The following is a 25279-nucleotide window of genomic DNA, read 5'->3' on the forward strand; positions in this document are numbered from 1 at the left end:
GCGCGCTTTGTGATTTGAGATAGGGTTGTGGCTGGACATCGCGCAATCAGGAGACGTACATGCGCTTTTCAGCTTTGACCCAACGCATCACCGGCGATGGCGCCGCCGCCTGGCAGATTCACGACCGGGCGCTGGCCCTGCGTGAGCAGGGTGTGGACGTGCTGCTGTTGTCGGTGGGTGACCCGGATTTTGACACGCCGCACGCCATCGTCGAGGCTGCAGTGAACAGCCTGCGGGCCGGGGAGACCCATTATTCGGACATTCGTGGCCTGCACACCTTGCGGGCCAGTATTGCTCGGCGTCATCGCCGGCGCTGTGGTCAGCCGGTGGGCGCCGAACATGTCACGGTGTTGCCGGGGGCGCAGTGTGCGGTGTATGCGGTTGCGCAATGCCTGCTCGACCCTGGTGATGAGGTGATTGTCGCCGAGCCGATGTATGTCACTTACGAGGCGGTATTCGGCGCCTGCGGGGCGAAAGTGGTGCCGGTGGCGGTGCGTCCGGAAAACGGTTTTCGAGTCGAACCGGCCGATGTGGCCCGGCTGATTACCCCGCGTACTCGGGCAATGCTGCTCAACAGTCCCAACAACCCCTCCGGTGCGAGCCTGTCGCGGCCTACCTGGCAAGCACTGGCGCAGTTGTGCATCGAGCATGACCTGTGGCTGATCAGTGACGAGGTCTACAGCGACCTGTTGTTCGACGGCGAACACATCAGTCCGGCCAGTCTGCCGGGCATGGCCGAACGCACCGCGACCCTCAACAGCCTGTCCAAATCCCACGCCATGACTGGGTGGCGCATTGGCTGGGTCATTGGGCCTGAACCCTTGGCCGAGCATTTGGCGAATCTGTCCCTGTGCATGCTGTTCGGCTTGCCGGACTTTGTGCAACGGGCCGCCCAGGTAGCGCTGGAGCAGGACTTGCCGGAAGTGGCGCAGATGCGCGAGGAGTATCGCCAGCGCCGGGACCTGGTCTGCGCGGCCCTCGAGGCTTGTCCTGGCCTGCGGCCTGTGCGGCCTGATGGTGGCATGTTTGTAATGGTCGACGTGCGCCAGACAGGCCTCGATGCCCAGGGCTTTGCCGAACGACTGCTGGACGGTTATGGCGTGTCGGTGCTGGCCGGCGAGGCATTCGGGCCGAGTGCGGCGGGGCATATCCGGATCGGGCTGGTGGTGGACCAGGTGAAACTGGCGGATGCCTGCCAGCGGATTGCCTTGTGCACGGCGGGGTTGTTGCAGGCGCGGCGAGCTTGAGAAACGGGCTGAATTCGAAGGCCCCATCGCGAGCAAGCTCACTCCCACATTGTCCGGTGGTGGTCGCAAGGCTCATGTCCGCCAAAAATCCCCTGTGGGAGCGAGCTTGCTCGCGATAGCGGTGTGTCAGCCAACTCAATATCGACTGGCTTGATGCCTTCGTGAGCAAACTCGCTCCCACAGGTTTTAGTGGTGTTTGCCGAATCTGCGCACGAGCTTCATCACCACCACAAAGAACACCGGTACGAACATCACCGCCAGTGTGGCGGTGATCATGCCGCCGATCACGCCGGTGCCGATGGCCTGTTGGCTCGCCGAGCTGGCCCCGGTGGCGATGGCCAGCGGCACCACGCCGAGGATGAAGGCCAGGGAGGTCATGATGATCGGACGCAGGCGCAGGCGTGCGGCCGCAAGCGTTGCCTCGATCAGGTCATGGCCTTGATCGTGCAGGCTCTTGGCAAACTCGATGATCAGGATCGCGTTCTTCGCCGACAGGCCGATGATGGTCACCAGCCCGACCTTGAAGAACACGTCATTGGGCAGGCCGCGCAACGACACCGCCAGTACCGCGCCGAGCACCCCCAGTGGCACCACCAGCAGCACCGATGTGGGAATCGCCCAGCTCTCGTACAACGCCGCCAGGCACAGGAACACCACTAGCAACGACAGGCCCAGCAAGATCGGCGCCTGGCTGCCGGACAGGCGTTCCTGCAACGACAACCCGGTCCATTCCTGACCCAGCCCCGCCGGACCCTGGGCCACCAGCCGTTCGATCTCCGCCATGGCCTCGCCGGTGCTGTGGCCAGGCGCCGGTTCGCCGGAAATGCTGATGGCCGGGTAGCCATTGTAACGGGTCAGTTGCGCCGGCCCCTGGGTCCATTTGGCCCGGACAAAGGCCGACAACGGCACCATTTTTCCGGCGTCGTTGCGCACATGGATCTTCAACAGATCGGCCACCTGGCTGCGTTGGTCGCCCTCAGCCTGGACCACCACCCGTTGCATCCGCCCCAGGTTGGGGAAGTCATTGATGTAGGCCGAACCCACGGCGGTGGCCAGGACGTTGCCAACATCGGCAAAGGACACGCCCAGGGCATTGGCCTGCTTGCGATCGACCTCCAACTGAACCTGCGGCGCTTCGGCCAGGGCGCTTTCGCGCACGTTCATCAGCACCGGGCTATTTTCGGCGGCGGCGAGCAACTCGCTGCGGGCCTGCATCAGCGTGGCATGGCCGAGGCCGCCACGGTCTTGCAGGCGGAACTCGAAACCGCTGGAGGTTCCCAGGCCATCCACTGGCGGCGGCAGCACGGCAAAGGCCATGGCGTCCTTGATCTGGCTGAAGGCTTGGTTGGCGCGGTCGGCAATGGCGCTTGCCGAGTCGTCACTGCCACGCTCCGACCAGTCCTTGAGAGTAGTAAACGCCAGCGCGGCGTTCTGCCCGCTGCCGGAAAAGCTGAAGCCCAGAATCACCGTACTGTCGCCCACCCCAGGCTCGCCAGCGTTGTGGGCTTCGATCTGCTCGACCACCTGCACTGTGCGGTTCTTGCTCGCGCCGGGCGGTAACTGAATATCGGTGATGGTGTAGCCCTGGTCTTCTACCGGCAGGAACGAGGAGGGCAAGCGGCTGAACAGCAGACCCATGCCCACCAGCAGCACGCCGTAGATCAACAGATACCGCCCGCTGCGCTTGAGGGCATAGGCTACCCAGCCTTGATAGCGATCGCCCAATTGATCGAAGCGACGATTGAACCAGCCGAAAAAGCCGCTTTTGGCGTGGTGTTCACCCTGGGCGATGGGCTTTAACAAGGTCGCACAGAGGGCTGGCGTCAGGCTCAGCGCGAGGAAGGCCGAAAACAGGATCGAGGTGGCCATGGACAGGGAGAATTGCCGGTAGATGACGCCCACCGACCCCTGCATGAACGCCATCGGAATAAACACCGCCACCAGCACCAAGGTGATGCCGATGATCGCTCCGGTGATCTGCTGCATTGCCTTGCGCGTCGCTTCCTTGGGCGACAGCCCTTCGCTGGCCATGATCCGCTCGACGTTTTCCACCACCACGATGGCATCGTCCACCAGGATGCCGATGGCCAGCACCATGCCGAACATGGTCAGCACGTTGATGGAAAAACCCAGGACAAGCATCGTGGCGAACGTTCCCATCAACGCCACCGGCACCACCAGGGTCGGGATCAAGGTGTAGCGGATGTTTTGCAGGAACAGGAACATCACAGCGAACACCAGCAACATCGCCTCGCCGAGGGTATAGATCACTTTGGTGATGGAGACTTTGACGAAGGGCGAAGTGTCGTACGGGATCTTGTACGCCACGCCAGCCGGGAAGTAGCGCGACAGTTCGTCCATCTTCGCCCGCACCCGGGTCGCGGTGCTCACGGCATTGGCGCCGGGTGACAATTGCACGCTGACGGCGGTGGAGGGCTTGCCGTTCAGCCGTGTGGAGAATTGGTATTCCTGGCTGCCGATTTCCACGCGCGCCACGTCGCCGATGCGTACGGTCGAGCCGTCGGGGTTGGCCTTGAGCACGATGTCGGCGAACTCTTCAGGCGTCGACAGTTGGCCCTTGACCAGGACAGTCGCGGTGATTTCCTGGGTCGTACGCGTCGGCAAGTCGCCGATACTGCCGGCCGACACCTGGGCGTTCTGCGCCACGATGGCCGCATTCACGTCGGCCGGGGTCAGGTTGAAGCTGAGCAGCTTCTGCGGGTCGAGCCAGATGCGCATCGCCCGTTCGGCACCGTACAACTGGGCCTTGCCGACGCCGTCCAGGCGCTTGATCTCGTTCATCACGTTGCGCGCCAGGTAATCGCTGAGCGCCACGTCGTCGAGCTTGCCGTCACTGGAAGTGAGGGTGATCAGCAGCAAGAAGCCCGCCGAGACTTTTTCGACCTGCAAGCCTTGCTGGGTGACCGCTTGCGGCAAGCGCGACTCCACGGCCTTGAGGCGGTTCTGCACGTCGACCTGGGCCAGTTCCGGGTTGGTGCCGGGTTGGAACGTCGCGGTGATGGTGGCGCTGCCCAGGCTGCTCTGGGAGCCGAAGTACAGCAGGTTGTCGGCGCCGTTGAGCTCCTCCTCGATCAGGCTGACCACGCTTTCGTCCACGGTCTGCGCCGAAGCGCCCGGGTACGTGGCGGAGATCTCGATCTGCGGCGGCGCGACGTCGGGGTACTGCGCCACCGGCAGTTGCGGCAGGGCCAATACGCCCGCCAACAGGATGAACAACGCGACCACCCAGGCGAACACCGGGCGGTCGATAAAGAACTGCGGCATGGGAAACGTCCTGCTTACTGACCAGGTGCCTGGGCAAGTGGAAGAGGGGTATCGTCGATCCGGACTTTTTCACCGGGCCGTGCGTGTTGCAGGCCTTGCACCACGATGCGGTCGCCGGACTTCAGGCCATGGATGACGATCCAGCGATCGTTCTGTACGGCGCCCAGTTCCACCGGTTGCACGCGAACCTGCTGTTGCGCGTCGAGCAGCAACACCTGGGCAACGCCCGAGCTGTCACGCTGGATCGCCCGTTGCGGCACGCTGATGCCTTGCCGGTCGAAGGCCTGCTCCAGACGCACGCGCACGAAGCTGCCCGGCAGCAGGTCGAGGTCGGGGTTGGGAAACTCGCTGCGCAGGGTGATCTGGCCGGTGCCCGGGTCGACGCTGATGTCGGTGAACAGCAACTTGCCAGGCAGCGGATAAAGACTGCCGTCGTCCTGGATCAACGTGGCTTTTGCCTGATCCTGGCCGACCTGCTGCAACTGGCCGGAGCGCAGGGCACGACGCAAATCGTTGAGCTCGCGGGTCGATTGCGTGAGGTCGGCGTGAATCGGGTTCAACTGCTGGATCAGGGCCAGCGGCGTGGTTTCGTTCTGCCCCACCAGGGCGCCTTCGGTTACCAGTGCCCGGCCGATGCGCCCGGCAATCGGTGCGGTGACGGTGGCATAACCCAGGTTCAGCCTGGCCCGTTCCACCGCGGCCTTGTTGGCGGCGACATCGGCGGCGGTCTGGCGGACGGCGGCGCGGGCGTTGTCGTAGTCCTGGCCGCTGATGGCGTTGTCGTCGATCAGTTGCGCGTAACGCTGCGCTTGCAAGCGTGCCTGGAACGCGTTGGCCTCGGCTTTGCGCAGCGCCGCTTCGGCGCTGTCCAGGTCGGCCTTGAATGGCGCTGGATCAATCCGGAACAGCACGTCGCCTTTTTTTACGTCGCTGCCTTCGCGAAAGACCCGCTGCAACACCACACCGGGCACGCGCGCGCGGACTTCGGCGATCCGCGGCGCGGCAATGCGCCCGCTCAGTTCGCTGCTGATGGACAGCGGCCGGGCCTCGATGGTTTCGACGGTCACGGTGGCCAGCGGCGCTTCGTCCTTGGGTGCCGAGGATGAGTCGCAGGCGCTCAACAGCAGCGCCCCGAGCAGCAAGCCCAGGGTGGCGAAAGGATTTCTTGGCATGGTGCTTCCCCAATAATGAGCATTGCCATGCTACGGGGGGCGACCGCCGGCAACGGTAAAGCTTTGTAGGGGGTGTGTGAAATTGTGTAAGGGGTTTGCTCGTGGGTGGGTGAGGGCGTATATCCTTGGCAGCTTGATTCCTTGGTGCCTGTTATGCCGCCTTCGCGAGCAAGCCCGTTCCCACAATGGTCATGCGAACTTTTGTGGGAGCGGGCTTGCTCGCGAAGGCGATCCACACAGGCCCCCCAGCACTTTCTGGAAACACCCATGCCCAACATCCTCCTGGTGGAAGACGACTCCGCACTTTCCGAACTGATCGCCAGTTACCTGGAGCGCAACGGCTATCAGGTCAGTGTGCTCAGTCGTGGCGACCACGTGCGCGAGCGGGCCCGGATCGATCCGCCGGACCTGGTGATTCTCGACCTGATGCTGCCGGGGCTGGACGGTTTGCAGGTCTGCCGCTTGCTGCGGGCCGATTCGGCGACCTTGCCGATCCTGATGCTCACCGCTCGGGACGACAGCCACGACCAGGTGCTGGGCCTGGAGATGGGCGCCGACGACTACGTCACCAAGCCTTGCGAGCCCCGGGTGTTGCTGGCGCGGGTACGCACCTTGTTGCGCCGCAGCAGTCTCACCGAGCCGCAGACGGCCAATGACCGGATCCTCATGGGCAACCTGTGCATCGATCTGTCCGAGCGCACGGTAACTTGGCGCGGCCAAGGGGTGGAATTGTCCAGCGGCGAATACAACCTGCTGGTGGTGCTGGCCCGTCATTCCGGGGAAGTGCTGAGCCGCGACCAGATTTTGCAACGCCTGCGGGGCATCGAATTCAACGGCACCGACCGCTCGGTGGACGTGGCGATTTCCAAGCTGCGGCGCAAGTTCGACGATAACGCCGGTGAAGCGCGCAAGATCAAGACGGTGTGGGGCAAGGGCTATCTGTTCAGCCGTTCCGAGTGGGAATGCTGAGCGATGTGGAAGCTGCTGATTCGCCTCTACCTGGTCACCATCGTGTCCTACAGCGCGGCGATGTACCTGATGCCGGAATTGGTGATTCGCCTGTTCCATGAGCGCTTTGTGACTTACAACCTCGACCACTCCCGTGGCCTGCAAACCTTGATGGTCAAGCAGTTCCGCGCCGTGCCCAGCGAGCAGTGGCCGGCGCTGGCGGCGCAGATGGACAAGGAGTTCGAGCCGTTGCGCATTGAGCTGGCGGCTGTCGAGGATGAGGATTTCACCCCCGATGAACAGGCCCGTCTCAAACGCGGAGAGAACGTGGTGCGCCTGGGTGAATGGGCTTGGCGCACCCTGACGGCCGCACCGCTGGATGAGCACACGGCGGTCAAGATGATCGTGCCTCCGGACCCGGCGGACGTCAGTTGGCTGTACTGGAGCATCAACGTTCTGATCGGTGCGACGATGCTGGCCTGCCTGCTGCTTTGGCTGCGGCCGCACTGGCGCGATCTGGAACGCCTCAGAAGCACCGCGCAGCGCTTCGGCAAGGGGCATCTGGGCGAACGCACGCACATTGCCTCCAGCTCGAACATCGGCAGCCTGGCCCACGTGTTCGACACCATGGCCGGCGACATCGAGAACCTGCTCAACCAGCAGCGGGATCTGCTCAATGCGGTGTCCCACGAACTGCGCACGCCCCTGACCCGGCTGGACTTCGGCCTGGCCCTGGCGCTGTCCGAGGACCTGCCGGCGGCCAGTCGCGAGCGCCTGCAAGGGTTGGTGGCGCACATCCGCGAGTTGGATGAGTTGGTGCTGGAGTTGCTGTCCTACAGCCGTCTGCAGAACCCCGAGCGTTTGCCCGAGCGGGTCGAAGTGCCGTTGGACGAATTCATCGACAGCATTTTGGGCAGCGTCGACGAGGATCTGGCGGCACCGGACGTGGTGATCGATGTGCTGTTGCACGGCGCGCTGGAGCGTTTTGTGCTGGACCCACGCCTGACCGCCCGGGCGCTGCAAAACCTGCTGCGCAATGCCATGCGTTATTGCGAGAAACGAATCCAGATTGGCGTGCTGGTCAGTGAGCACGGCTGCGAGATCTGGGTCGACGACGACGGCATCGGGATTCCCGACAGCGAACGCGAGCGCGTGTTCGAGCCATTCTACCGTCTGGACCGCAGCCGCGACCGCGCCACGGGCGGTTTCGGCCTCGGCCTGGCCATCAGCCGCCGCGCCCTGGAAGCCCAGGGCGGCACCCTGACGGTCGAAGCCTCGCCGCTGGCCGGGGCACGCTTCAGGCTGTGGCTGCCAACCCCTTCCTCCCTTTGAAGGTTGCTGCGGTCCTGTGGCGAGGGAGCTTGCTCCCGCTGGGTCGCGAAGCGACCCCAACGACTATCACCCAAACAACCCCGCCGCAATATTGATCGAAAACCCCAGAATCGCCGTATTGAACACAAACCCGATCAACGATTGCGCCAGCACGATCTTGCGCAACTGCCGCGTGGCAACGCCCACGTCCGAGGTCTGCACCGCCACCCCGATGGTGAAAGAGAAATACAGGAAATCCCAATAGTTGGGCGTGGTCAGCCCCTCGGCAAACCGCAGCGCCGGCTCCTTGCCCTCCCAGGTGTAATACAGCCGCGCGTAGTGAACGCTGAAGATCACCCCGATCAGCAACCATGAACCGATCACGGTCATTGCCGTGAAGCCGTAGTGCAGCAGCTTGCCAGCGGTTTGCAGATCGCGGCTGCCCGCCAGTTCGAAGGTGATGGTCGCCAGGCTGGCCAACGCCGCGACGCAGACGAGCAGCAGCACCAGCCCGGCATTTTCGTCTTCAATCTCGGCGATGCGTTTGACGTCGGGCGCCTTGGCCCGCACGGTCAGCCAGGACATCAGCACCAGGTAGGTCCAGACCCCGGCGTTCCAGCCGATCAGGATTTTGCTGATGATCGAATCCACGGGAACCAGCAAACCCACCGCCAGGCCAAGGACCGTGGCGCTGGAAAGACGCGGGTGGGTGCGGGCAAGGAAGGGCATGGGGGCTCACTGTACGAGAAAGGACTGCTGAGTATGCGTCATCAGGCGAGGGCCTGGCCTGTTATCGCGGTGGACTGAATCAACTCTACACCGGCGGTCTGCATCCTGCGGATCGCGCTGTCCATCGAGCCATCCATATCGATGCCTCGGCAGGCGTCGAGCACCACAAATGCATTGAACCCGGCCGCCCGGGCGTCCAGCGCCGAGAACATCACGCAGAAGTCCAGGGCCAGTCCGACCAGGTACACCGTGTCGATGCCGCGCTCCTTCAAGTAACCCGCCAACCCGGTCGTGGTCTGGCGATCGGCCTCCATGAAGGCTGAATAACTGTCGATATCCGGGTTGCAGCCCTTGCGAATGATCAGTTGGGCGTGGGTCAGTTCCAGCGTCGGGTGGAATTCGGCGCCTCGGCTGCCCTGGGTGCAGTGGTCGGGCCAGAGTTTCTGCTCGCCGTACGGCAATTGGACGATCTCGAATGGCTGCTTGCCGGGATGGCTGGAGGCAAACGACGCATGCCCGGCTGGGTGCCAGTCCTGGGCGAGGATGACCTGTCGGAATGAGCGGCCCAGTTGATTGATCAACGGCACAATCTCATCGCCCCCCGGCACGGCCAGGCGGCCGCCGGGGATGAAGTCGTTCTGTACGTCGATGACCAGTAGGGCGCTGGTCGAAGCCCGGGTGGCTGGAACAGTCATGGATACATCCTCCTTGAAGTGGTCCTCCGATATTAGCCGAACAATCCCAGGCCCCGACATCTGCACAAGCTGACATACCGCTATCGCGAGCAAGCCCGCTCTCACAGTAGATTGGCGGTGATAGCTGACCCGAGTCCCCATGTGGGAGCGGGCTTGCTCGCGAAGGCGGCACATCCAACATCAATGCAAGCAGACCCACTCCAGCGGCCAAGCCCTATCCAACAAGGGTCGAGGCTGGATCATGTATATTGCCGCCCATCCACAAGATGTCTTTCGTCGCAAATATCCCCGCGTTGATGGCTTTTTGACATTTGCCCCGTGCGTCCATGACACGATTAAGTACAATCGCCGGCTTTCAACCGGGCATGGAAGCAGTTCGGCTTTGCAGTCACGAGAAAAAACCATGCTCATAGGCAGTTACTCCCCCGCCTTAGTTTTTATTTCCCTGTTTGTTGCAGTATTGGCCTCCTACACCGCGCTAGACCTGACCGGGCGTATCGCCACCGCGCGGGGACGTGCGGCCCATTTGTGGATGGCTGGAGGGGCATTGGCGATGGGCGTGGGTGTCTGGTCCATGCATTTCATCGGCATGCTCGCGTTCACCTTGCCGATCGAGCTTGGTTACGATGTGTCGATCACCGCGCTGTCGCTGCTGATTGCCATCCTTTCCTGCGGATTTGCTTTGTGGCTGGTCAGCCAGCCGCGGTTGCCGGCGTGGCAGCTGGCGTTTGGCGCACTGATCATGGGCGCGGGCATCAGTACCATGCATTACACCGGCATGGCCGCGCTGCAGATGCAGCCGGGCATCGATTATGACCCGACGCTGTTCGGCGCGTCCTTGGTGATTGCCGTCGGGGCGTCGGCGGCGGCGCTATGGATTGCCTTTCGTCTGCGCCAGAACACTCCCCATGTGCGCATGGCTCGTGCTGGCGCTGCGGTGGTGATGGGCGTCGCCATCGTTGGCATGCACTACACCGGCATGGCCGGGGCGCGGTTCAGTGAGGGCAGCTTTTGCGGCTCCCTGGACGGTTTGAGCGGCAAGGGCCTGGACAATCTGGTGCTGATCACCACCCTGGCGGTGCTGGCCATTGCCTTGCTGACCTCGATTCTCGACGCGCGCCTGGAAGCCCGTACCGCGGAGCTGGCCCATTCGTTGACCCAGGCCAACCGGGAACTGACCCAATTGGCCCTGCACGACCCTCTCACCGCATTGCCCAATCGCGTGCTGCTGGCTGATCGCATCGGCCAGGCCATGCACCGGGTGCAGGAGCAGGGCGGTTGCTTTGCCTTGATGTTCATCGACCTCGACGGTTTCAAACCGGTCAACGATGCCTTTGGTCATCACATGGGGGATTTGTTGCTGCGGGACGTGGCCCTGCGCCTGCGCGAAGACCTGCGCAGCCAGGACACCCTGGCGCGGATCGGCGGCGATGAGTTCGTGCTACTGGTGCAATTGGCCGAACCCGACGATGCCCTGCGACTGGCGGCACGTCAGGTCGGGCTGATCGCCCGCACGTTCCGGGTCGCTGACCACGACCTGCAGATTTCCGCCAGCGTCGGCATTTCGCTTTACCCGGGCAACGGCCAGAACGCCGAAGAGTTGCTGATGAACGCCGACGCGGCGATGTACCACGCCAAAGGCGCTGGCAAAAACGGCTACAGCTTTTTCGATGCGTCGATGAACAGCAACGCCCGCAAGCAATTGCAGTTGCTGCAAGACTTGCGCATCGCTGTCGAACAACGGCAATTCAGCCTCTACTATCAGCCCAAGTTCGACGCCGCCAATGGCCGGCCGGTCGGCGCCGAGGCGTTGCTGCGCTGGACCCACCCGACCCAGGGCCTGTTGATGCCCGACACCTTCATCGACCTGGCGGAAAAGACCGGGCTGATCATCCCCATCGGCGAATGGGTGTTGAACGAGGCCTGTCGCCAGATGCGCGAATGGTACGTGCTCGGTTATACCGACTGGCGCATCGCGGTGAACCTGTCGGCCTTGCAGTTCTGCCATACCGGGTTGGTGCAAAGTGTGGCCAAGGCGTTGGAAACCCATCAGCTGCCGGCCAACAGCCTGACCCTGGAAATCACCGAAACCACCGCCATGAGCGATGCGGACGCGAGCATGACCGTGCTGCAGCAGCTCTCGGACATGGGCGTGGACCTGTCCATCGATGACTTCGGCACCGGCTATTCGAGCCTGATGTACCTCAAGCGCCTGCCGGCCAACGAACTGAAGATCGATCGCGGTTTCGTGCGCGACCTGGAGCACGACAGTGATGATGCCGCCATCGTCTCGGCCATCGTCGCCCTCGGCCAGGCCCTGGGCCTGCGGATCGTTGCCGAAGGCGTGGAGACCGATGTGCAACAGGACTTCCTGACCCAACTGGGCTGCGATTCGCTGCAGGGTTACCTGCTGGGGCATCCGCTGCCGGCCGAGCGCTTCATCCACGATATCCGCCAGGCACAACGGGTGGCGGTGGTCTGAGCGGCTTCAAGCAATGATGTCGAACGCCGTGCTGTCCAGCCGCTCGCCATTGACCAGCAGATGCACCGCATGCCGGCCCGCATAGTGCCGGCGAGTGGTCTGCTCGCGAATATGTTGTGAACGGCTGAGGGTGACGCAACTTTCGGCGGGCAGGTCGAAGGTCTTGAGCTTGAAGACCTTGGCCGATGTGCCGCCCGAGGCTTTTACGTAATCGATCGCGTAATCGATCACCAGGCGCTGGCTCTGCCCGAGGGTCGATTGCACCTTGAAGGACAGGGTGATCTGTTCTCCCAGGCGAATGACCGCTGGCGTCACCTTCAGGTCCAGGATTTCGACCTGGGCCTTGCCACCTACACCGATGACCGCCAGTGCCCGGGGATGGCCTTGTTTGATCAGGCTGCGCAGCGCATGCCGGGCGATCCACGCGGTGTGGCGGTCTTGCAGTGGCCAGCCTTCGATCTGCTCCAGCACCCAGTCCGGATGCTGCTTGGTGACGTCGTTGAGGTGGTTGGCCACGGACTTGCGCACATAGAGACTGTCGTCGGCCTTGAGGGCGTCGAGGATCGCGGCCGCCAGGTCGGGGTTGGCCTGGATCGGCTCGAGGTGGAACGACCACGGCAAGCGCGGCCGACTGCCTTCGCTGGCCAGGCGCCGTACGTGTTCGTTGGCATCCAGTGCCCAGTCGTGCATGACCTTGAGGGTGCCGGCCAGGTCGTCGCGCAGGAAGTGCCGCACCGCGAACTCCGACGAGCCGAACCGGGTGAAGTACTTGAGCGCGTCCATCGACAGGTCGAAGGTGTGCCGGCCGTAAGACGCCACATAGTGCGGCAGGAACATGCTGACGAACATGCTGTTGAGGCGCGGAGCCAGATCACGCAGCACGTCCAGAGACGCTTCGTAACCCAGGGGTAGCACGGCATGCAGGCATTCACTGACCCGTGCCATGCGTTGCATCACCGACAATTCGGCCAGCCCGTCGTTGGCCATGTGCAAGAACGCCTTGGCGTCGAATGCCGGATACACCACGAGCATTTCGCTGGCGATGTGCTCCAGGCGGGCGCTGTTGAAGATTTCCTTGAGGGCTGGGGAGGAGGCGGTGGTGCTCATGGTGGGTCCGTCCGGCGGGTGTTGTAGTTCCGAGCCTGACACTATGCCATGCGCGACCCGTGGCGAGGGAGGCTCTCAGCTTCCAGTCGCTGCAGTAAAGGGAATGATTCGCCGCCCGCGAAGTCCCAGATTCAGTCCCTCGAATAACTGGAGTTTTTTCTATGCGCAAACCAACCCTGATCGCCAGCCTGGTCCTGATCGCCGGCCTCGGAGCCCTTGGGCCTGTTGCGCAAGCGGTCGAAAAAACCGGAGACGCCCTGGAACATTCGCCGAGCAATGGGCGCAGGCTGGTGGAAAACGACCGAGTACCGGCGGACTACCAGCGTGCGGACAGGGCCATGAAAGACTGGAAACAGAAGAAACTCGAGCAGCCGACACAAGAACAGCAATGGGTGCATATCGACGACAAGTACTTGCTGATCGAAACCGTGTCCGGCGCAATCGTCAAGATCGTTCCGGCCACACGTTAAGTCTTCAGGTCACTTCGCCCTTGTCCCACAGGCGAACCAGTTCGCCGGGTGCCTGGTCCTCAGGCACCTGCAACACCATCTCGTCGTCATGGTCGTCAGTGCGATAACGCACCTCGATCTGGAAAAAACGCTGGTCGCCCCGGCCAGGTGTGGACGAAGTCAGTGGCAGACAGCCCTCCAGCACCGAGCAGATGCGCGTGCGTTGGTCGAGGTCGCACTGGGCGAACTCGATTTCCCGGGGCCGGGTCAAGGCATGGATGGCCGCCACGCCGCCCTGGCGTGACAGTCGTACCACGGCATTATCGTCGAGGTCTGGAAGGGTTTTCATCAGCTTTCCTCTGTCAGATCGACACCGACCTGGGCCCAGCCGTTCTGCACCGCTTGCACCTCCCGTTCACCGAAGCGCTGGCGGGCGTGCTCGACAGTGAGGCGGGCGAAAGCGCTGAAGGACGCGTCGTTGGCCAGTTTTCGGTCGCACAAGGTGTCATACCAGATCCGGCCGGCCTTTTCCCAGGCAAATCCGCCCAGCGTGGTGGCCGCCAGATAAAAGGCGCGATTGGGAATACCGGAGTTGATATGCACGCCGCCGTTGTCTTCGCGGGTGATGACGAATTCGCGCATGTGCGCCGGTTGCGGGTCTTTGCCCAGCAACGGGTCATCGTAGGCGGAGCCGGGGTTGGACATGCTGCGCAGGCCGTCGCCATTGATCTTGTCAGTGAGCAGGTCGGCGCCGATCAGCCAGTCGGCCTGGTCGGCGGTCTGCTCCAGCACGAACTGCTTGACCAGCACGCCGAACACATCGGAGATGGACTCGTTCAACGCTCCGGACTGGTTGGCGTAGACCAACCCGGCTTCACTTTCGGTGACACCATGGGCCAGTTCATGGGCGACCACGTCCAGGGAGCGGGTGAAGCGCTGGAAGATTTCTCCATCGCCGTCGCCAAACACCATTTGCGCGCCGTTCCAGAAGGCGTTTTCGTAGCCCTGGCCATAATGCACGCTGCCCACCAGGGCGAAGCCTTTGTTGTCGATGGAATCGCGCCCCAGGACTTTCCAGAAAAAATCATAGGTGGCACCGAGGGCGTTGTAGGCTTCGTCCACGGCTGGGTCGCCGCTGGCCGACTGGCCTTCCAGGCGAACCGGCTGGCCAGGCAGCTCCATGGTGTTTTGGGCATCATGCACGCTGCGCTGCGGGTGGCCGGGCCTGCCAGGCTTGGAGAATTTCGCGGCGGCGGGAAGATGACTGGGCGGCCCGGGGTTGTGCCGCAGGCTGCGCACGTGGGACAGGGTGCCGAGGGCGCTGGAGCGTTGCTGTTCGGAGCCATGGGCGATGATGCGATTGAGGATATACGGCGGAATGAAACCGTGGAGCGGACGAGAGTCGATCATCAGAAAATCCTTATCTGAAAGGCAGGGTCGATACCCATGTGAACCGAAGTGACCGCTGCGGTTCCCTGCTGCATGCAATACACATAAGTTTGCCAGGCGCGCCAATTTCTGCGAAAACCCCGCGCTTGAATTCCACGGAAATACCCCATGAACGAAGAACTGCAAATCATCGACCTGGAACAGGGCGACGGCAAAAGCGTAGTCAAAGGCGCGCTGATCACCACCCAATACCGCGGCACCCTTGAAGACGGCACCGAATTCGATTCGTCCTACAGTCGTGGCAAACCCTTTCAGTGCGTGATCGGCACCGGTCGCGTCATCAAGGGTTGGGACCTGGGCCTGATGGGCATGCAGGTCGGCGGCAAGCGCAAGCTGCTGGTACCGGCTCACTTGGCCTATGGCGAACGCTCCATGGGCGCCCATATCAAGCCCAACGCCAACCTCATCTTTGAAATCGAGTTGCTGGAAGTCCTGACCCGGGACGATTGAGCGATGCTGTGGATCAGGGCGTTTTCGTCCCGGGCCGGTCGCTGAACAACGGAATGCGTCCGTTGATAGAAGGGCGGTAGCACCAGATCAATTGATCCAGTCGTGGTTCACGCTCAAGAAGCGCACCCAGTGTGGCCTGTGCGATGTCCAATGCCAGGGTTTGACCGGGGCACTCATGGCGCCCGGCGCCGAAGCTGAAACTGCGGCGGCCCGGGCGGTCCAGCAGCAGGATGTCCGGTTGCGGGTTGAGCTGTGGATCGCGGTTGGCCGAGGCCAGTAGCACCAGGATTACATCCCCTGGGTTCAGCGTGGTACCGAGGGGTTCGCAGGGCGCGGCGACGAAGCGGCGCGTGTGCTGCACCGAAGGGTCGAAGCGCTGGACTTCGGCCAGCAACGGGCGGATTTTCCCAGGATCCTCCCGGAGTGTGCGCTGCAGTGCCGGATCGCGGATCAGTGCCAGCAACGCATTGCCAATCAGGCCGGCCGTGGCTTCATAGGTCTGCGAGAGCAGGCCGATCAGGTTGGCGATCAGGCCGTCCGGATCGGTACCTTCGAAGCCCCGGCCAATGTGCGCCAACAACGGGCTGTCCCGCGCCTCGATCCGCTCCCCGAAAACTGTGACCAGTCGCTCGCTGGCCCGGTGCGCCGCGTCCAGTTGCGCCGCGTCACTCAGGGGCGACAGACAGCTCACGAAATTCCCGGTCAGCTCGCTGATCATGCGACAGTCCGCCGGACTGAAACCCAACAGCGCCGCCACCACGCTGGCCGGTCCGATGAACTGAGCCTGGTGCAGGCCTTCGGCACCTTCCTTGAAGAAGCGCGCCCTGACCAATGCCTCGACCTGTTGCGGGTCGATGTCCTGCAACCGCGGCGCAATCGCGGCCCTCGGGCAACGCTGCTGTTCACCTTCGTTCATACGCATCAGGCGCCCGAATACGTGCCCGGCGGGCCCCTCGGCAATGGCCTTTGGCACGGGCTCGTGGGCCGGGCGCACATGGCAATCGGGGTGATGTAACACCGCGCATACGGCCTCGGCGCTGCTGGCGATCCACAGATTCAATTGCGGATCGAAGGTCAGCCCGCCTGCGGCCCGCAGGTTCGCGTAGTAGGGGTAGGGATCAGGGTGAGTCGCGGCGATGATCGGGTCCATGGAGTACGGCCTTGTTCATGATGGAGAAAGTGCTGCTACTCTCTCCAGTCGGTGCATGGCTTGATTCGTCGGGGAGCGAAATATGAACGCAGAGCAACATGATGTTGGCGTGTCCCAAGTGGCCGCGGCTATCGCCGAACCAGCCCGGACCCGAATGCTGTGTTCGCTGATGGACGGCCATGCCCGCACCAGCACGGAATTGGCGAGCATTGCCGATGTCAGTGCCTCTACCGCCAGCGCCCACCTGGCGAAGCTCAAGGAACTGGCCCTGGTGCGCCTGCACGTCCAGGGGCGTCATCGTTATTACAGCCTGGCGGACAAACGCGTCGCCCAGGCCCTTGAAGCGCTGATGGTGATCGGCCAGAACGCCGCTCCGACCTTCACGCCACGCACCCCGGATCGCCTGCAATTCGCTCGCACCTGTTACGACCACATGGCCGGCACCCTGGCGGTGCGGCTGCATGATCGGATGATCGAGGCCGGGTGGCTGGTAGACGTGGAAGGGCGCGATTATCGGTTGAGTGAATCGGGCGAGGCCCTGGTCGAGGGGCTGGGCGTGGATGTTCAGGCGTTGAGCGCCCAACGCCGCCGATTCGCCTGTCCCTGCCTGGACTGGAGCATGCGCCGTCCGCACCTGGGCGGTGCCCTGGGGGCGGCGTTGCTGCAAGTGGCGATCAAGCGCAAGTGGGTGATTCAGGACCTGGATAGCCGGGCGTTGGGGTTGACGGCCAGTGGTCGCCGGGAAATGGCGGGGCGGTTGGGTATCGATGTCGAGATGGATGCCGGGCCTGCCGGCGCCATCGCTAGCAGGCTTGCTCCCACATTGGCACTCGGATACTCAAAAATCCGGCGTTCACCATAAATCTCCTGTGGGAGCTGAGCTTGCTCGCGATGGCGATTCCAGCCACGTCATCGCAGGCAGGTTCACACCATTCCCGAAAACTCCTGCATGGCATCGAGCAAAGCCTCTCGGAAATACGCTTTTGACGCCCGATCGCACAGGATGTGCAAACTTGCCTGCTGCGCGGTACTGGAGTTGATCACGATCACATTGATGCGTGCCGCCGACGTTTGGGCCACCGCTCCCGGGCCGAACGCCTGTGGGCTCAGATCGACCCCACAGAGCTTGGCCATCACTTCACTCAAATGCTCTCCCGTCAGTTGAAAACAGGCATGACTGTCCTGACGAGGCAGCAAATAGTTGGCTTGGTGATCGAGCTCCCAGCGCGCTTCTTCGTCGGCAATGCGCTGGCCCTGGTCTTCGAGGCTGCCCAACAGCAGATATTCGGTCTGCGACAGGCGTGCCACTTGGCTGCCATCGGTCTGGGGCTCGGCGCGATTGGGGGCGTGGGGCAGAACGAAATGGCGACCTTGCAGGTACGCGGCACTGTGAGCACCACGAAAACCTACCCGAGGCAGGTCAGTTAAATCCGCCAGCGTGCACGTGGGCAACGGCGCGAGAGCGTGGTGCCCGACGGTGTGTTGTTCTTTCAGACTGGTCATGGCTCAAAGCTCCTGGCGTTGGTTGTCGGGATCAAAGAAGGGCAACTGCACCACCTCGGCCTGGACGACGATGCCCCCTTCGACACGGATCGGGATGCGTTGCCCCGGGGTGCTTTGGTCGATGCCGGCGTAGGCCAGGCCGATGATCTTGCCAAGGCTTGCGGAATATTCGCAGGACGTGACATTGCCGCTGATGTCCGGCCCGTTGAGCACCAGATGCCCTTCAAGCGGTTGCGGGCTGTTCTTCGGTAGGCTGAAGCCCACCAGTTTGCGTTTTAGCGGCTGGGCTTGGAGGATGTCCACCGAGCGCCGGCCAACAAAGAACGGCTTGCTGCGGTTGACCGCCCAGCCCATGTCGATTTCCGCCGGATGGGTCATGCCGTCGGTGTCCTGACTGATGATCACGTGGCCTTTTTCCAGGCGCAGCAGGCGTTGGGTTTCGACGCCGAAGGGGCGGATGCCGTGGGCCTTGCCGGCCTCCATCAGTGCGTCCCAAAGCTTGAGCCCATGACGCGCCGGCACGTGGATTTCATAGCCCAGTTCGCCGACAAAACCCACTCGCAGCAAACGGGCCTTGATGCCGGCCACGGTGCCCTGGCGCACCCCCAGATAAGGAAACGCTTCGGCGCTCAGATCCAGGTCGGTGCAAACCTGCTCCAGTACTTTGCGCGAGTCGGGCCCGGCGACGTTGACCGCGCAAATGGCCGCGGTGACGTTGGCGACATCCACGTCGAGGCGCCATTGCGCGTTCCACTTGAGCATTTGCTGATAGATCCGGTCGACGCCACTGGTAGTGGCGGTGACGTAGAAGTGATTTTCGGCAAACCGCGCGCAGACACCATCGTCGATCACCACGCCGTGCTCGTTGGTCATCAGCGCATAGCGGGAGCGGCCGACCGGTTGTTTGAGGAAGGCGAAGGTGTACATGCGGTTGAGCAGCTCGGCGGCGTCTGGGCCACGTACATCCAAACCGCCCAGTGTCGAGACGTCGATGAGGCCGACCTTATTGCGTACATGCAGGGCTTCGGCCTGCATGCAGGCCTCGCGATCCTTGGTATCACCGTAGTAGGCCGGGCGTTGCCAGATGCCGGCGGGCATCATCTTCGCCCCGGCCTGCAGGTGGCGGGCATGCATCGGCGTTTGTCGGTAGGGATCGAATGCGCGACCGGCGACGTGCGCCAGCTTCTCGGCCACAAACGGCGGCCGCGCGGTGGTCACACCGGTTTCGCTGATGTTGCGTTGCGTGGCCCACGCCACCAGCCGAGCGGTCGGCAGCGCCGAGTGACGCCCTTGAGACGGTCCCATGCCGACGGTGGAGTAGCGCTTGACCAGTTGCACGTCGCGATAGCCGACGCGGGTGGCGTTGACGATGTCGGCCACCTGCAGGTCCTCGTCGAAGTCGACGAAGTCCTTGCCTTTGGGGTGCGGGAAGATGGGCCAATTGAAATTGACCCGAGCCTCGCCACTCAATGGCGCGCGTTGCGTGCTGACGGTCAGACCCAGCGCGAGGGCGGCTTCGGCGCCGGCATTCACGCCATCGGCAATCACGTTATCCAGATGGTGCCGACCGTTGACCGAGCCGGCGACATTCAGATTCCCTGGCAGGCCGCTGAGGGTGAACTCGGCCCGTTGATCGTCGTAGGCCAGTTTGCCGCCGGCCTGGCACAGCAGTTGATAGACCGGCATGTAACCGGCGGACATGCACAGTAAATCGCACGCCAGATATTGCCCGCTCTCGGCGACCTGGCCCTGTGCGGTGATCTGGCGCACGTCGACACCGTTGATATGGCGCATGCCTTTTTCGTGCTGGGCTTCATAAACGGTGCTGTTGGCCTGACGGTAGATCTTGCGTTGCGCCAGTGCGCGCAGCAGGGCTTCGTCCGCAGGCCCTTGGCGCAGGTCCACCACCGCGACGACTTCCACGCCCTGGTCATGCAGATCAAGCGCGGCGAGGTAACCATCGTCGTTGCCCGTCAGCACCACGGCGCGGTTGCCCGGTTTGACCGCATACAGCTTCATCAGCCTTTGCGCGGCGCTGGTCAGCATCACTCCCGGCAGGTCGTTGTTGCGAAAGATCACCGGCTGATCGAACGCGCCGCTGCACACCAGGCATTGGCGGGCGCGGACCTTGTACAGGCGTTTGCCCTGGATCACCGGCAGGTAGTTATCGGTGAACCAGGCGTTGCACGTGGCTTCGGTGAGGATCTGGATATTGGCGTGTTGCTCGACCGCCGCGAGCAGTTCGCGGCGCAGGTTTTCAGCCTTGTTGCCGTCGATGTCGAAGCGGGCATAGGTGAGCGAGCCACCGAGAATCGGCTGTTGCTCGATGAGCAGCACCTTGGCTCCGGCGTTGGCGGCGGTCAGGGCGGCGTGCAACCCGGCGGGACCGGCACCGATGACGGCGACGTCGGTAAACAGGTACGCCTTGTCGTAGTACTCCGGCTGGAACTTCAGGTCGAGCACACCGAGGCCGGCCTTCTTGCGAATGATCGGTTCCCAGACTTTCCACATGCCCTTGGGCTTGTAGAACGAGCGGTAGTAGAAGCCCACCGGCATGAATTTGGAAAACTTGCCCAGGTAGGCGTCGCGGTCGTTATCCAGCGAGCCGTTGACGTTCTGCGCCGTCACCTGCAAACCCGCAGACAGCGCGTGAGCGTCGGCCAGCACATTGGGTTCCTGGGGCAGTTGCACCAGGCTGTTGGCGTCCTGGCCAGCCATGGTCAGCGGGCCGCGTGGGCGATGGTATTTGAACGAGCGGGAGATCAGGAAGCGCCCGTTGGCCAACAAGGCGCTGGCGATACTGTCGCCTTGCAAGCCTTGGTAGCGCTGCCCGTCGAAACTGAAATCCAGCGGCTGATCACGGTCGATCAGCAAGCCCATGGGGGCGGGTAGGCGATTCATCCTGCGATCTCCTTGGCGGCGGCGTTGAATTCGACACGGGTGCTGAAGAGCTCTTTAGGATCGAAGGTGCGCAGAATTTCGTCGGTGACGGTATGCCGCTCCGCGAGGAACCAGTAGCTGGAGGGGGTGTGCATCCACCATTCGCGCACCACGCCGGCGAGGTTGTCGGTGTTGAACACGTAGTCCGCCCATTCGCCGTCGCTGCAGGTGACCGGGTCGGGCATGGGTTTGAATTCACCGCCATAGGTGAACTCGCTGATATTGCGCGGCCCGTTGAGCGGGCAAGTCATGATTTTCATAGTCTGCTCTGCGTCAGTGACTGGCCGCCGTGGCGCCCATTTCGTTGACTTGCTGGAAGGTCGAGAAGCGTTCGAGGCCGAACGGTTTGATCAGCTCCGGCACCTTGCCGCCGCTGGCGACCAACTCGGCCATGGTCTTGCCGCAGATCGGCGTGGCCTTGAAGCCCCAGGTGCCCCAGCCCGCGTCGAGGTAGTAATTGTTCACCGGCGACAGGCCCATGATCGGGCTGTAGTCCGGGGTCATGTCGGTGATCCCGGCCCATTGGCGCATCAGCTTGGCGTTGGCCAGGAGCGGGAACATCTCGATGGCATGGGCCAGCAGGCTTTCCTTCAAATCGAGCGTGGAACGGGTATTGAACAGTGGATAGGGGTCTGAGCCGCCACCGAATACCACCTCGCCACGACTCGTTTGCTGCACATAGCAGTGCAAGGCAGAGGAGCTCACCAGTGGATCGAGAAACGGCTTGAACGGCTGAGTGACCATCGCTTGCAGCGGGAAGGTCTGGATCGGCGAACGAATCCCGGCCTTGGCCATCAGCAACGAGCTGTGCCCGGCAATCGCCTGCACCGCGCAACCGCACTTGATGGTGCCGCGGTTGGTCTTGACCGCGGTGAGGGTGCCGTTCTCGATGATCAGGTCCTGGACTTCAGTGAGCTGATGGATTTCCACACCGCGCTTGGCCGCCTGTTTGGCGTAACCCCAGGCCACCGCGTCGTGGCGGGCGGTGGCGCCGTCGATGTGCCACAGCCCTGCGAGCACCGGCAAGTGGCCGGGATCGAGGTTGAGGCTGGGCACCAGTTCACGGATCTGCTGACGGTCGATCATCTCGCTGCGGCCGCCAAAGTGTTTGTTGACCTCGGCGCGCTGACGGAACGAGCGCACCGTGGCATCGGTGTGGGCCAGGGTCAGTTGGCCGCGCTCGGAGTACATGATGTTGAAATCGAATTCGTTGGACAGCGATTGGAACATCCGCACCGACTCGGCATAAAAGCGCACGCCTTCGCTGGTCAGGTAGTTGGAGCGGATCACCGCCGTGTTGCGTGCGGTATTGCCGCCGCCCAGGTAGGACTTCTCCAACACCGCGACGTTGGTGATGCCGTGGTACTTGGCCAGGTAATAAGCGATGGCCAGGCCGTGGCCGCCGGCGCCGATGATCACCACGTCGTAGCTTGATTTGAGTTCGCATGGTGGCGGCAGATCCACTTCCACCGGGTACTGCGAACTCAGCCCGTATTTCAATAGATTGAATGGCATAGGGCCTCCGATTGGCTGCGTTGGGCCTGGTGTTGTGCAAGGGCTGCGGTGACAGTGTTTTTCATCAGGAAGGCAATGGTCATCGGGCCGACACCACCGGGTACTGGGGTGATCGCCGCGACGTGCGCCAGGGCGCTGTCGAAGTCGACGTCGCCCACCAGACGGCTGCGGCCATCGTCTTCGATGCGGTTGATGCCGACGTCGATCACCACGGCGCCAGGCTTGAGCCAACTGGCGTCGATCAACCGTGGGCGACCCACGGCGGCGATGACGATGTCTGCCTGCCGGCACAGCGCCTGGGGATCCGGGCTGCGCGAATGCAGGAGGGTCACCGAGCAGTCGGCCTTAAGCAGCAACGCAGCCATGGGTTTGCCGACGATGTTCGAGCGGCCGATCACCACCGCGTGCTTGCCGCGCAGATCACCGCAGGTTTGTTCCAGCAAATACAAACAACCACTGGGGGTGCAAGGTGCGAGTACCGTACGACCCTGGCTGAGGCCGCCGACGTTCTGACTGTGGAACCCGTCGACGTCCTTGTCTGGCGCGATAGCCTCCAGTGCCCGTAATTCATCGATATGGGCAGGCAGCGGCAGTTGCAGAAGAATGCCGTGGATCGAACGATCGGCATTCAATCGGGCGATCAGAATGAGTAACTGTTCAGTGCTGGTGTCCGCAGGCAGCCGATGTTCCAGCGAGCGAATACCCACCTCTTCGGCGCGCAGGATTTTGTTGCGCACGTAGACCTGGCTGGCCGGGTCGCTGCCCACCAGGATCACCGCCAGTGCCGGTTCAATGGCTTGCTCGCGCAGACGCTCCACGTCCTCGCGAACCTGTATGAGCACGCGGGCGGCGGTTGCTTTGCCGTCGATCAGTTTGTGCGTGTTCACCGGAAGATCACCGTTCTGTCCTGATTGAGGAAAACCCGGTGCTCCAGGTGGTACTTGACCGCCTTGGACAGGGCCACGGTTTCGGTGTCGCGGCCGGTGGCCACCAGGTCGTCGGGCAGGTAGACGTGGTCGACGCGCTGTACTTCCTGCTCAATGATCGGTCCCTCATCGAGGTCGCTGGTGACGTAATGAGCGGTGGCGCCAATGAGTTTCACCCCACGCTGGTAGGCCTGGTGATAGGGTTTGGCGCCTTTGAAACCGGGCAAGAACGAATGGTGAATGTTGATCGCCCGACCCGAGAGTTGCTTGCACAGGTCATCGGAGAGAATTTGCATGTAGCGCGCCAACACCACGAGCTCGGTGCCGGTGTCGTCGACGATCTTCATCAGTTCGGCTTCCTGCCGGGCCTTGGTCTCCTTGGTCACTGGCAGGTAAATGAAGCGAATGCCTTCGCGTTCGGCCATCGGGCGCAGGTCGAGGTGGTTGGAGACAATGGCGGTGATGATCATGTCCATCTCGCCTTTGTGGTAGCGGTAGAGCAGGTCGGTCAGGCAGTGGTCGAACTTGCTGACCATCAGCAATACGCGCATGGGTTCGCGGGTGTCATGCAATTCCCAGGTCATGTCGAAGGCTTGGGCGACGTGGGCGAAACCGTCCTTGATCTGTTGCAGATCGCCTGGGTGACCGTCGTTGAAACGAAACACCGCACGCATGAAAAAACGGCCGCTGAAGTCGTCGTCGAATTGCGCCATCTCCCCGATGTAGCAATGGTTGTCCGCCAGATAGGTGGTGACGGCTGCGACGATGCCGGACACCGCGGGACAGGTGATCTTGATGATGAAATGGTTTTTTTCGTGTTGCATGACACGTCCTCGGGATGATGGCGGCAGCTCATCGCATAGCGAAAAAAATCATCAACGGACAGCAGGCTCATCCATGAGCATATTTTCTTGTTGGGAATAAAATATTCCTGAAATGGCTTTATAGGGGAGTGGGGGCGGGACGTCTAGAGTTTTGGGAAAGATTTTTAACTGAGGGGAATTTTTTGCGAGGGAAGGCGACTCGGTTTCTTCGTTCGAACGCGGTCAAAAATGTGGGAGAGGGCTTGCTCGCGAATGCGCTCTGTCAGTTGATAGAGATGACAACTGGCACATCGCATTCGCGAACAAGCCCGCTCCCACAGGTTGATCTTCATGCATCGGGAGGGAGGCGTTACTCTTTGTCGTTGCCGTAGTTCATGATCGACAAAAGGCGGATAGGCACCTGCACCAGTTGCTCGGGGCCGTGGGGGATTTCGCCTTCGAACGTCAGACTGTCGCCAGCTTCCATGCGGTAAAGCTGATTGCCGTGGCGATAGATCAGTTCACCTTCCAGCAGATGAAGGAATTCGGTGCCGGGGTGAGAGAAGGTCGGAAACTCCTCACTCGCGTCGTCCATGCTGACCATATAAGCCTCGAAGCTCTTCTTCGGCCCGCGGGTATGGTTGAGCAGATGGTACGTATGGCCTTTCTCGGTGCCACGGCGCACCACTTCCATGCCCTGGTCAGCCTTGACCAGAAGCGCACTGCCGTCTTGTTGGTCGTATTCGCTGAACAACTTGGACAGTGGCAGGCCGAGCACGTCGCACAGACGGCTCAGGGTATCGAGGCTGGTGGATACCTGGGCGTTTTCGATCTTGCTCAACATGCCTTGACTGATATCGGCAATCTTGGCCACGTCAGACAATTTCAGATCCTGGGCCTGGCGCTGACGCTTGATCTGCAAGCCCAGGTATTGCTCAAGCTTGAGGCGCGGGGCGGTTTCGGTCGGCATAGTCATCAAATCCTGCACACTTTCCGTTCAGTAATATTAGTTTCGCACTGAGAAAGTGCAAATGGCGGCGTTCGGCTCGCGTCTATTGAGCGATATTCCCACGGGGAAAAGAATTTTCCCATATATACAGCACAAAAGCGCTTTTCTG

The 25279-nt window shown here is 62.3% G+C and carries 22 protein-coding genes; 7 read left to right on the forward strand and 15 right to left on the reverse strand.

Annotated features, from left to right (window positions below; translation table 11 throughout):
• Positions 1 to 59 precede the first annotated feature (59 nt).
• Positions 60 to 1247 (forward strand): pyridoxal phosphate-dependent aminotransferase, encoded by a 1188-nt coding sequence (locus EPZ47_RS11875; RefSeq protein ID WP_135844937.1) that lies wholly within the window; start codon positions 60 to 62, stop codon positions 1245 to 1247.
• 186 nt (positions 1248 to 1433) lie between these two features.
• On the opposite strand, the gene EPZ47_RS11880 is transcribed toward EPZ47_RS11875, so the two are convergent.
• Both EPZ47_RS11880 and EPZ47_RS11885 read right to left on the reverse strand, forming a co-directional pair.
• Complete coding sequence (locus EPZ47_RS11880) at positions 1434 to 4532, reverse strand: efflux RND transporter permease subunit (protein ID WP_135844938.1); 3099 nt, start codon at positions 4530 to 4532, stop codon at positions 1434 to 1436.
• Between the two features lie 14 nt (positions 4533 to 4546).
• Positions 4547 to 5704, reverse strand: coding sequence for an efflux RND transporter periplasmic adaptor subunit (locus EPZ47_RS11885; protein WP_135844939.1), 1158 nt, complete (start codon positions 5702 to 5704; stop codon positions 4547 to 4549).
• 267 nt (positions 5705 to 5971) lie between these two features.
• Here EPZ47_RS11885 and EPZ47_RS11890 point away from each other — a divergent pair, with 267 nt between their 5' ends.
• Both EPZ47_RS11890 and EPZ47_RS11895 read left to right on the forward strand, forming a co-directional pair.
• On the forward strand, positions 5972 to 6673 hold the full coding sequence (locus EPZ47_RS11890) for a response regulator (RefSeq protein ID WP_135844940.1): 702 nt from the start codon (positions 5972 to 5974) through the stop codon (positions 6671 to 6673).
• Positions 6674 to 6676: 3 nt separating this feature from the next.
• Positions 6677 to 7984, forward strand: coding sequence for an ATP-binding protein (locus EPZ47_RS11895; protein ID WP_135844941.1), 1308 nt, complete (start codon positions 6677 to 6679; stop codon positions 7982 to 7984).
• 66 nt (positions 7985 to 8050) lie between these two features.
• Here the strand turns inward: EPZ47_RS11895 and EPZ47_RS11900 are convergent, their stop codons facing one another.
• Together EPZ47_RS11900 and pncA are read right to left on the reverse strand one after the other, a co-directional pair.
• Positions 8051 to 8692, reverse strand: a complete 642-nt coding sequence (locus tag EPZ47_RS11900; RefSeq protein WP_135844942.1) for a DUF1345 domain-containing protein — start codon at positions 8690 to 8692, stop codon at positions 8051 to 8053.
• Positions 8693 to 8733: 41 nt separating this feature from the next.
• Entirely contained in the window at positions 8734 to 9387 is a 654-nt protein-coding gene (gene pncA, locus EPZ47_RS11905; RefSeq protein ID WP_135844943.1) for a bifunctional nicotinamidase/pyrazinamidase, read from the reverse strand.
• Between the two features lie 403 nt (positions 9388 to 9790).
• On the opposite strand from pncA, the gene EPZ47_RS11915 reads away from it, so the two are divergent.
• Positions 9791 to 11869, forward strand: coding sequence for a putative bifunctional diguanylate cyclase/phosphodiesterase (locus EPZ47_RS11915; RefSeq protein WP_135844945.1), 2079 nt, complete (start codon positions 9791 to 9793; stop codon positions 11867 to 11869).
• 6 nt (positions 11870 to 11875) lie between these two features.
• Here the strand turns inward: EPZ47_RS11915 and EPZ47_RS11920 are convergent, their stop codons facing one another.
• Positions 11876 to 12976 carry a DNA alkylation repair protein gene (locus tag EPZ47_RS11920; protein ID WP_135844946.1) on the reverse strand — a complete coding sequence of 367 codons (1101 nt, stop codon included), beginning with the start codon at positions 12974 to 12976 and terminating at the stop codon, positions 11876 to 11878.
• Between the two features lie 161 nt (positions 12977 to 13137).
• On the opposite strand from EPZ47_RS11920, the gene EPZ47_RS11925 reads away from it, so the two are divergent.
• Positions 13138 to 13446: an RcnB family protein gene (locus tag EPZ47_RS11925; protein WP_135844947.1), complete on the forward strand. Its 309-nt coding sequence runs from the start codon at positions 13138 to 13140 to the stop codon at positions 13444 to 13446.
• Positions 13447 to 13450: 4 nt separating this feature from the next.
• On the opposite strand, the gene EPZ47_RS11930 is transcribed toward EPZ47_RS11925, so the two are convergent.
• Together EPZ47_RS11930 and EPZ47_RS11935 are read right to left on the reverse strand one after the other, a co-directional pair.
• Complete coding sequence (locus tag EPZ47_RS11930; protein ID WP_135844948.1) at positions 13451 to 13774, reverse strand: protealysin inhibitor emfourin; 324 nt, start codon at positions 13772 to 13774, stop codon at positions 13451 to 13453.
• Complete coding sequence (locus EPZ47_RS11935; RefSeq protein WP_135844949.1) at positions 13774 to 14835, reverse strand: M4 family metallopeptidase; 1062 nt, start codon at positions 14833 to 14835, stop codon at positions 13774 to 13776. The genes EPZ47_RS11930 and EPZ47_RS11935 overlap by 1 nt, the downstream gene beginning before the upstream one ends.
• A 147-nt stretch (positions 14836 to 14982) precedes the next feature.
• On the opposite strand from EPZ47_RS11935, the gene EPZ47_RS11940 reads away from it, so the two are divergent.
• Positions 14983 to 15324 (forward strand): FKBP-type peptidyl-prolyl cis-trans isomerase, encoded by a 342-nt coding sequence (locus EPZ47_RS11940; protein ID WP_135844950.1) that lies wholly within the window; start codon positions 14983 to 14985, stop codon positions 15322 to 15324.
• Positions 15325 to 15337: 13 nt separating this feature from the next.
• On the opposite strand, the gene EPZ47_RS11945 is transcribed toward EPZ47_RS11940, so the two are convergent.
• Positions 15338 to 16474 carry a cytochrome P450 gene (locus EPZ47_RS11945; RefSeq protein WP_135844951.1) on the reverse strand — a complete coding sequence of 379 codons (1137 nt, stop codon included), beginning with the start codon at positions 16472 to 16474 and terminating at the stop codon, positions 15338 to 15340.
• Between the two features lie 82 nt (positions 16475 to 16556).
• Here EPZ47_RS11945 and EPZ47_RS11950 point away from each other — a divergent pair, with 82 nt between their 5' ends.
• Positions 16557 to 17336, forward strand: coding sequence for an ArsR/SmtB family transcription factor (locus EPZ47_RS11950; protein WP_135844952.1), 780 nt, complete (start codon positions 16557 to 16559; stop codon positions 17334 to 17336).
• Positions 17337 to 17398: 62 nt separating this feature from the next.
• On the opposite strand, the gene EPZ47_RS11955 is transcribed toward EPZ47_RS11950, so the two are convergent.
• The 7 genes from EPZ47_RS11955 to EPZ47_RS11985 all read right to left on the reverse strand — a co-directional run bounded on the left by EPZ47_RS11955 (position 17399) and on the right by EPZ47_RS11985 (position 25137).
• Positions 17399 to 17977, reverse strand: coding sequence for a sarcosine oxidase subunit gamma (locus EPZ47_RS11955; RefSeq protein ID WP_135844953.1), 579 nt, complete (start codon positions 17975 to 17977; stop codon positions 17399 to 17401).
• 3 nt (positions 17978 to 17980) lie between these two features.
• Complete coding sequence (locus EPZ47_RS11960) at positions 17981 to 20878, reverse strand: 2Fe-2S iron-sulfur cluster-binding protein (RefSeq protein WP_135844954.1); 2898 nt, start codon at positions 20876 to 20878, stop codon at positions 17981 to 17983.
• Complete coding sequence (locus tag EPZ47_RS11965) at positions 20875 to 21177, reverse strand: sarcosine oxidase subunit delta (RefSeq protein WP_135844955.1); 303 nt, start codon at positions 21175 to 21177, stop codon at positions 20875 to 20877. Before EPZ47_RS11965 ends, EPZ47_RS11960 begins: the two co-directional genes overlap by 4 nt.
• Positions 21178 to 21190: 13 nt before the next feature.
• Positions 21191 to 22432 (reverse strand): FAD-dependent oxidoreductase, encoded by a 1242-nt coding sequence (locus tag EPZ47_RS11970; RefSeq protein ID WP_135844956.1) that lies wholly within the window; start codon positions 22430 to 22432, stop codon positions 21191 to 21193.
• Positions 22414 to 23319 carry a bifunctional methylenetetrahydrofolate dehydrogenase/methenyltetrahydrofolate cyclohydrolase FolD gene (gene folD / locus EPZ47_RS11975; protein ID WP_135844957.1) on the reverse strand — a complete coding sequence of 302 codons (906 nt, stop codon included), beginning with the start codon at positions 23317 to 23319 and terminating at the stop codon, positions 22414 to 22416. The genes EPZ47_RS11970 and folD overlap by 19 nt, the downstream gene beginning before the upstream one ends.
• Positions 23316 to 24182, reverse strand: coding sequence for a formyltetrahydrofolate deformylase (gene purU / locus EPZ47_RS11980; protein WP_135844958.1), 867 nt, complete (start codon positions 24180 to 24182; stop codon positions 23316 to 23318). The genes folD and purU overlap by 4 nt, the downstream gene beginning before the upstream one ends.
• Positions 24183 to 24531: 349 nt before the next feature.
• Positions 24532 to 25137, reverse strand: coding sequence for a helix-turn-helix domain-containing protein (locus EPZ47_RS11985; RefSeq protein ID WP_109755155.1), 606 nt, complete (start codon positions 25135 to 25137; stop codon positions 24532 to 24534).
• Between the last annotated feature and the right edge of the window lie 142 nt (positions 25138 to 25279).

The sequence above is a fragment of the Pseudomonas viciae genome, from assembly GCF_004786035.1.
GTDB lineage: Bacteria > Pseudomonadota > Gammaproteobacteria > Pseudomonadales > Pseudomonadaceae > Aquipseudomonas > Aquipseudomonas viciae.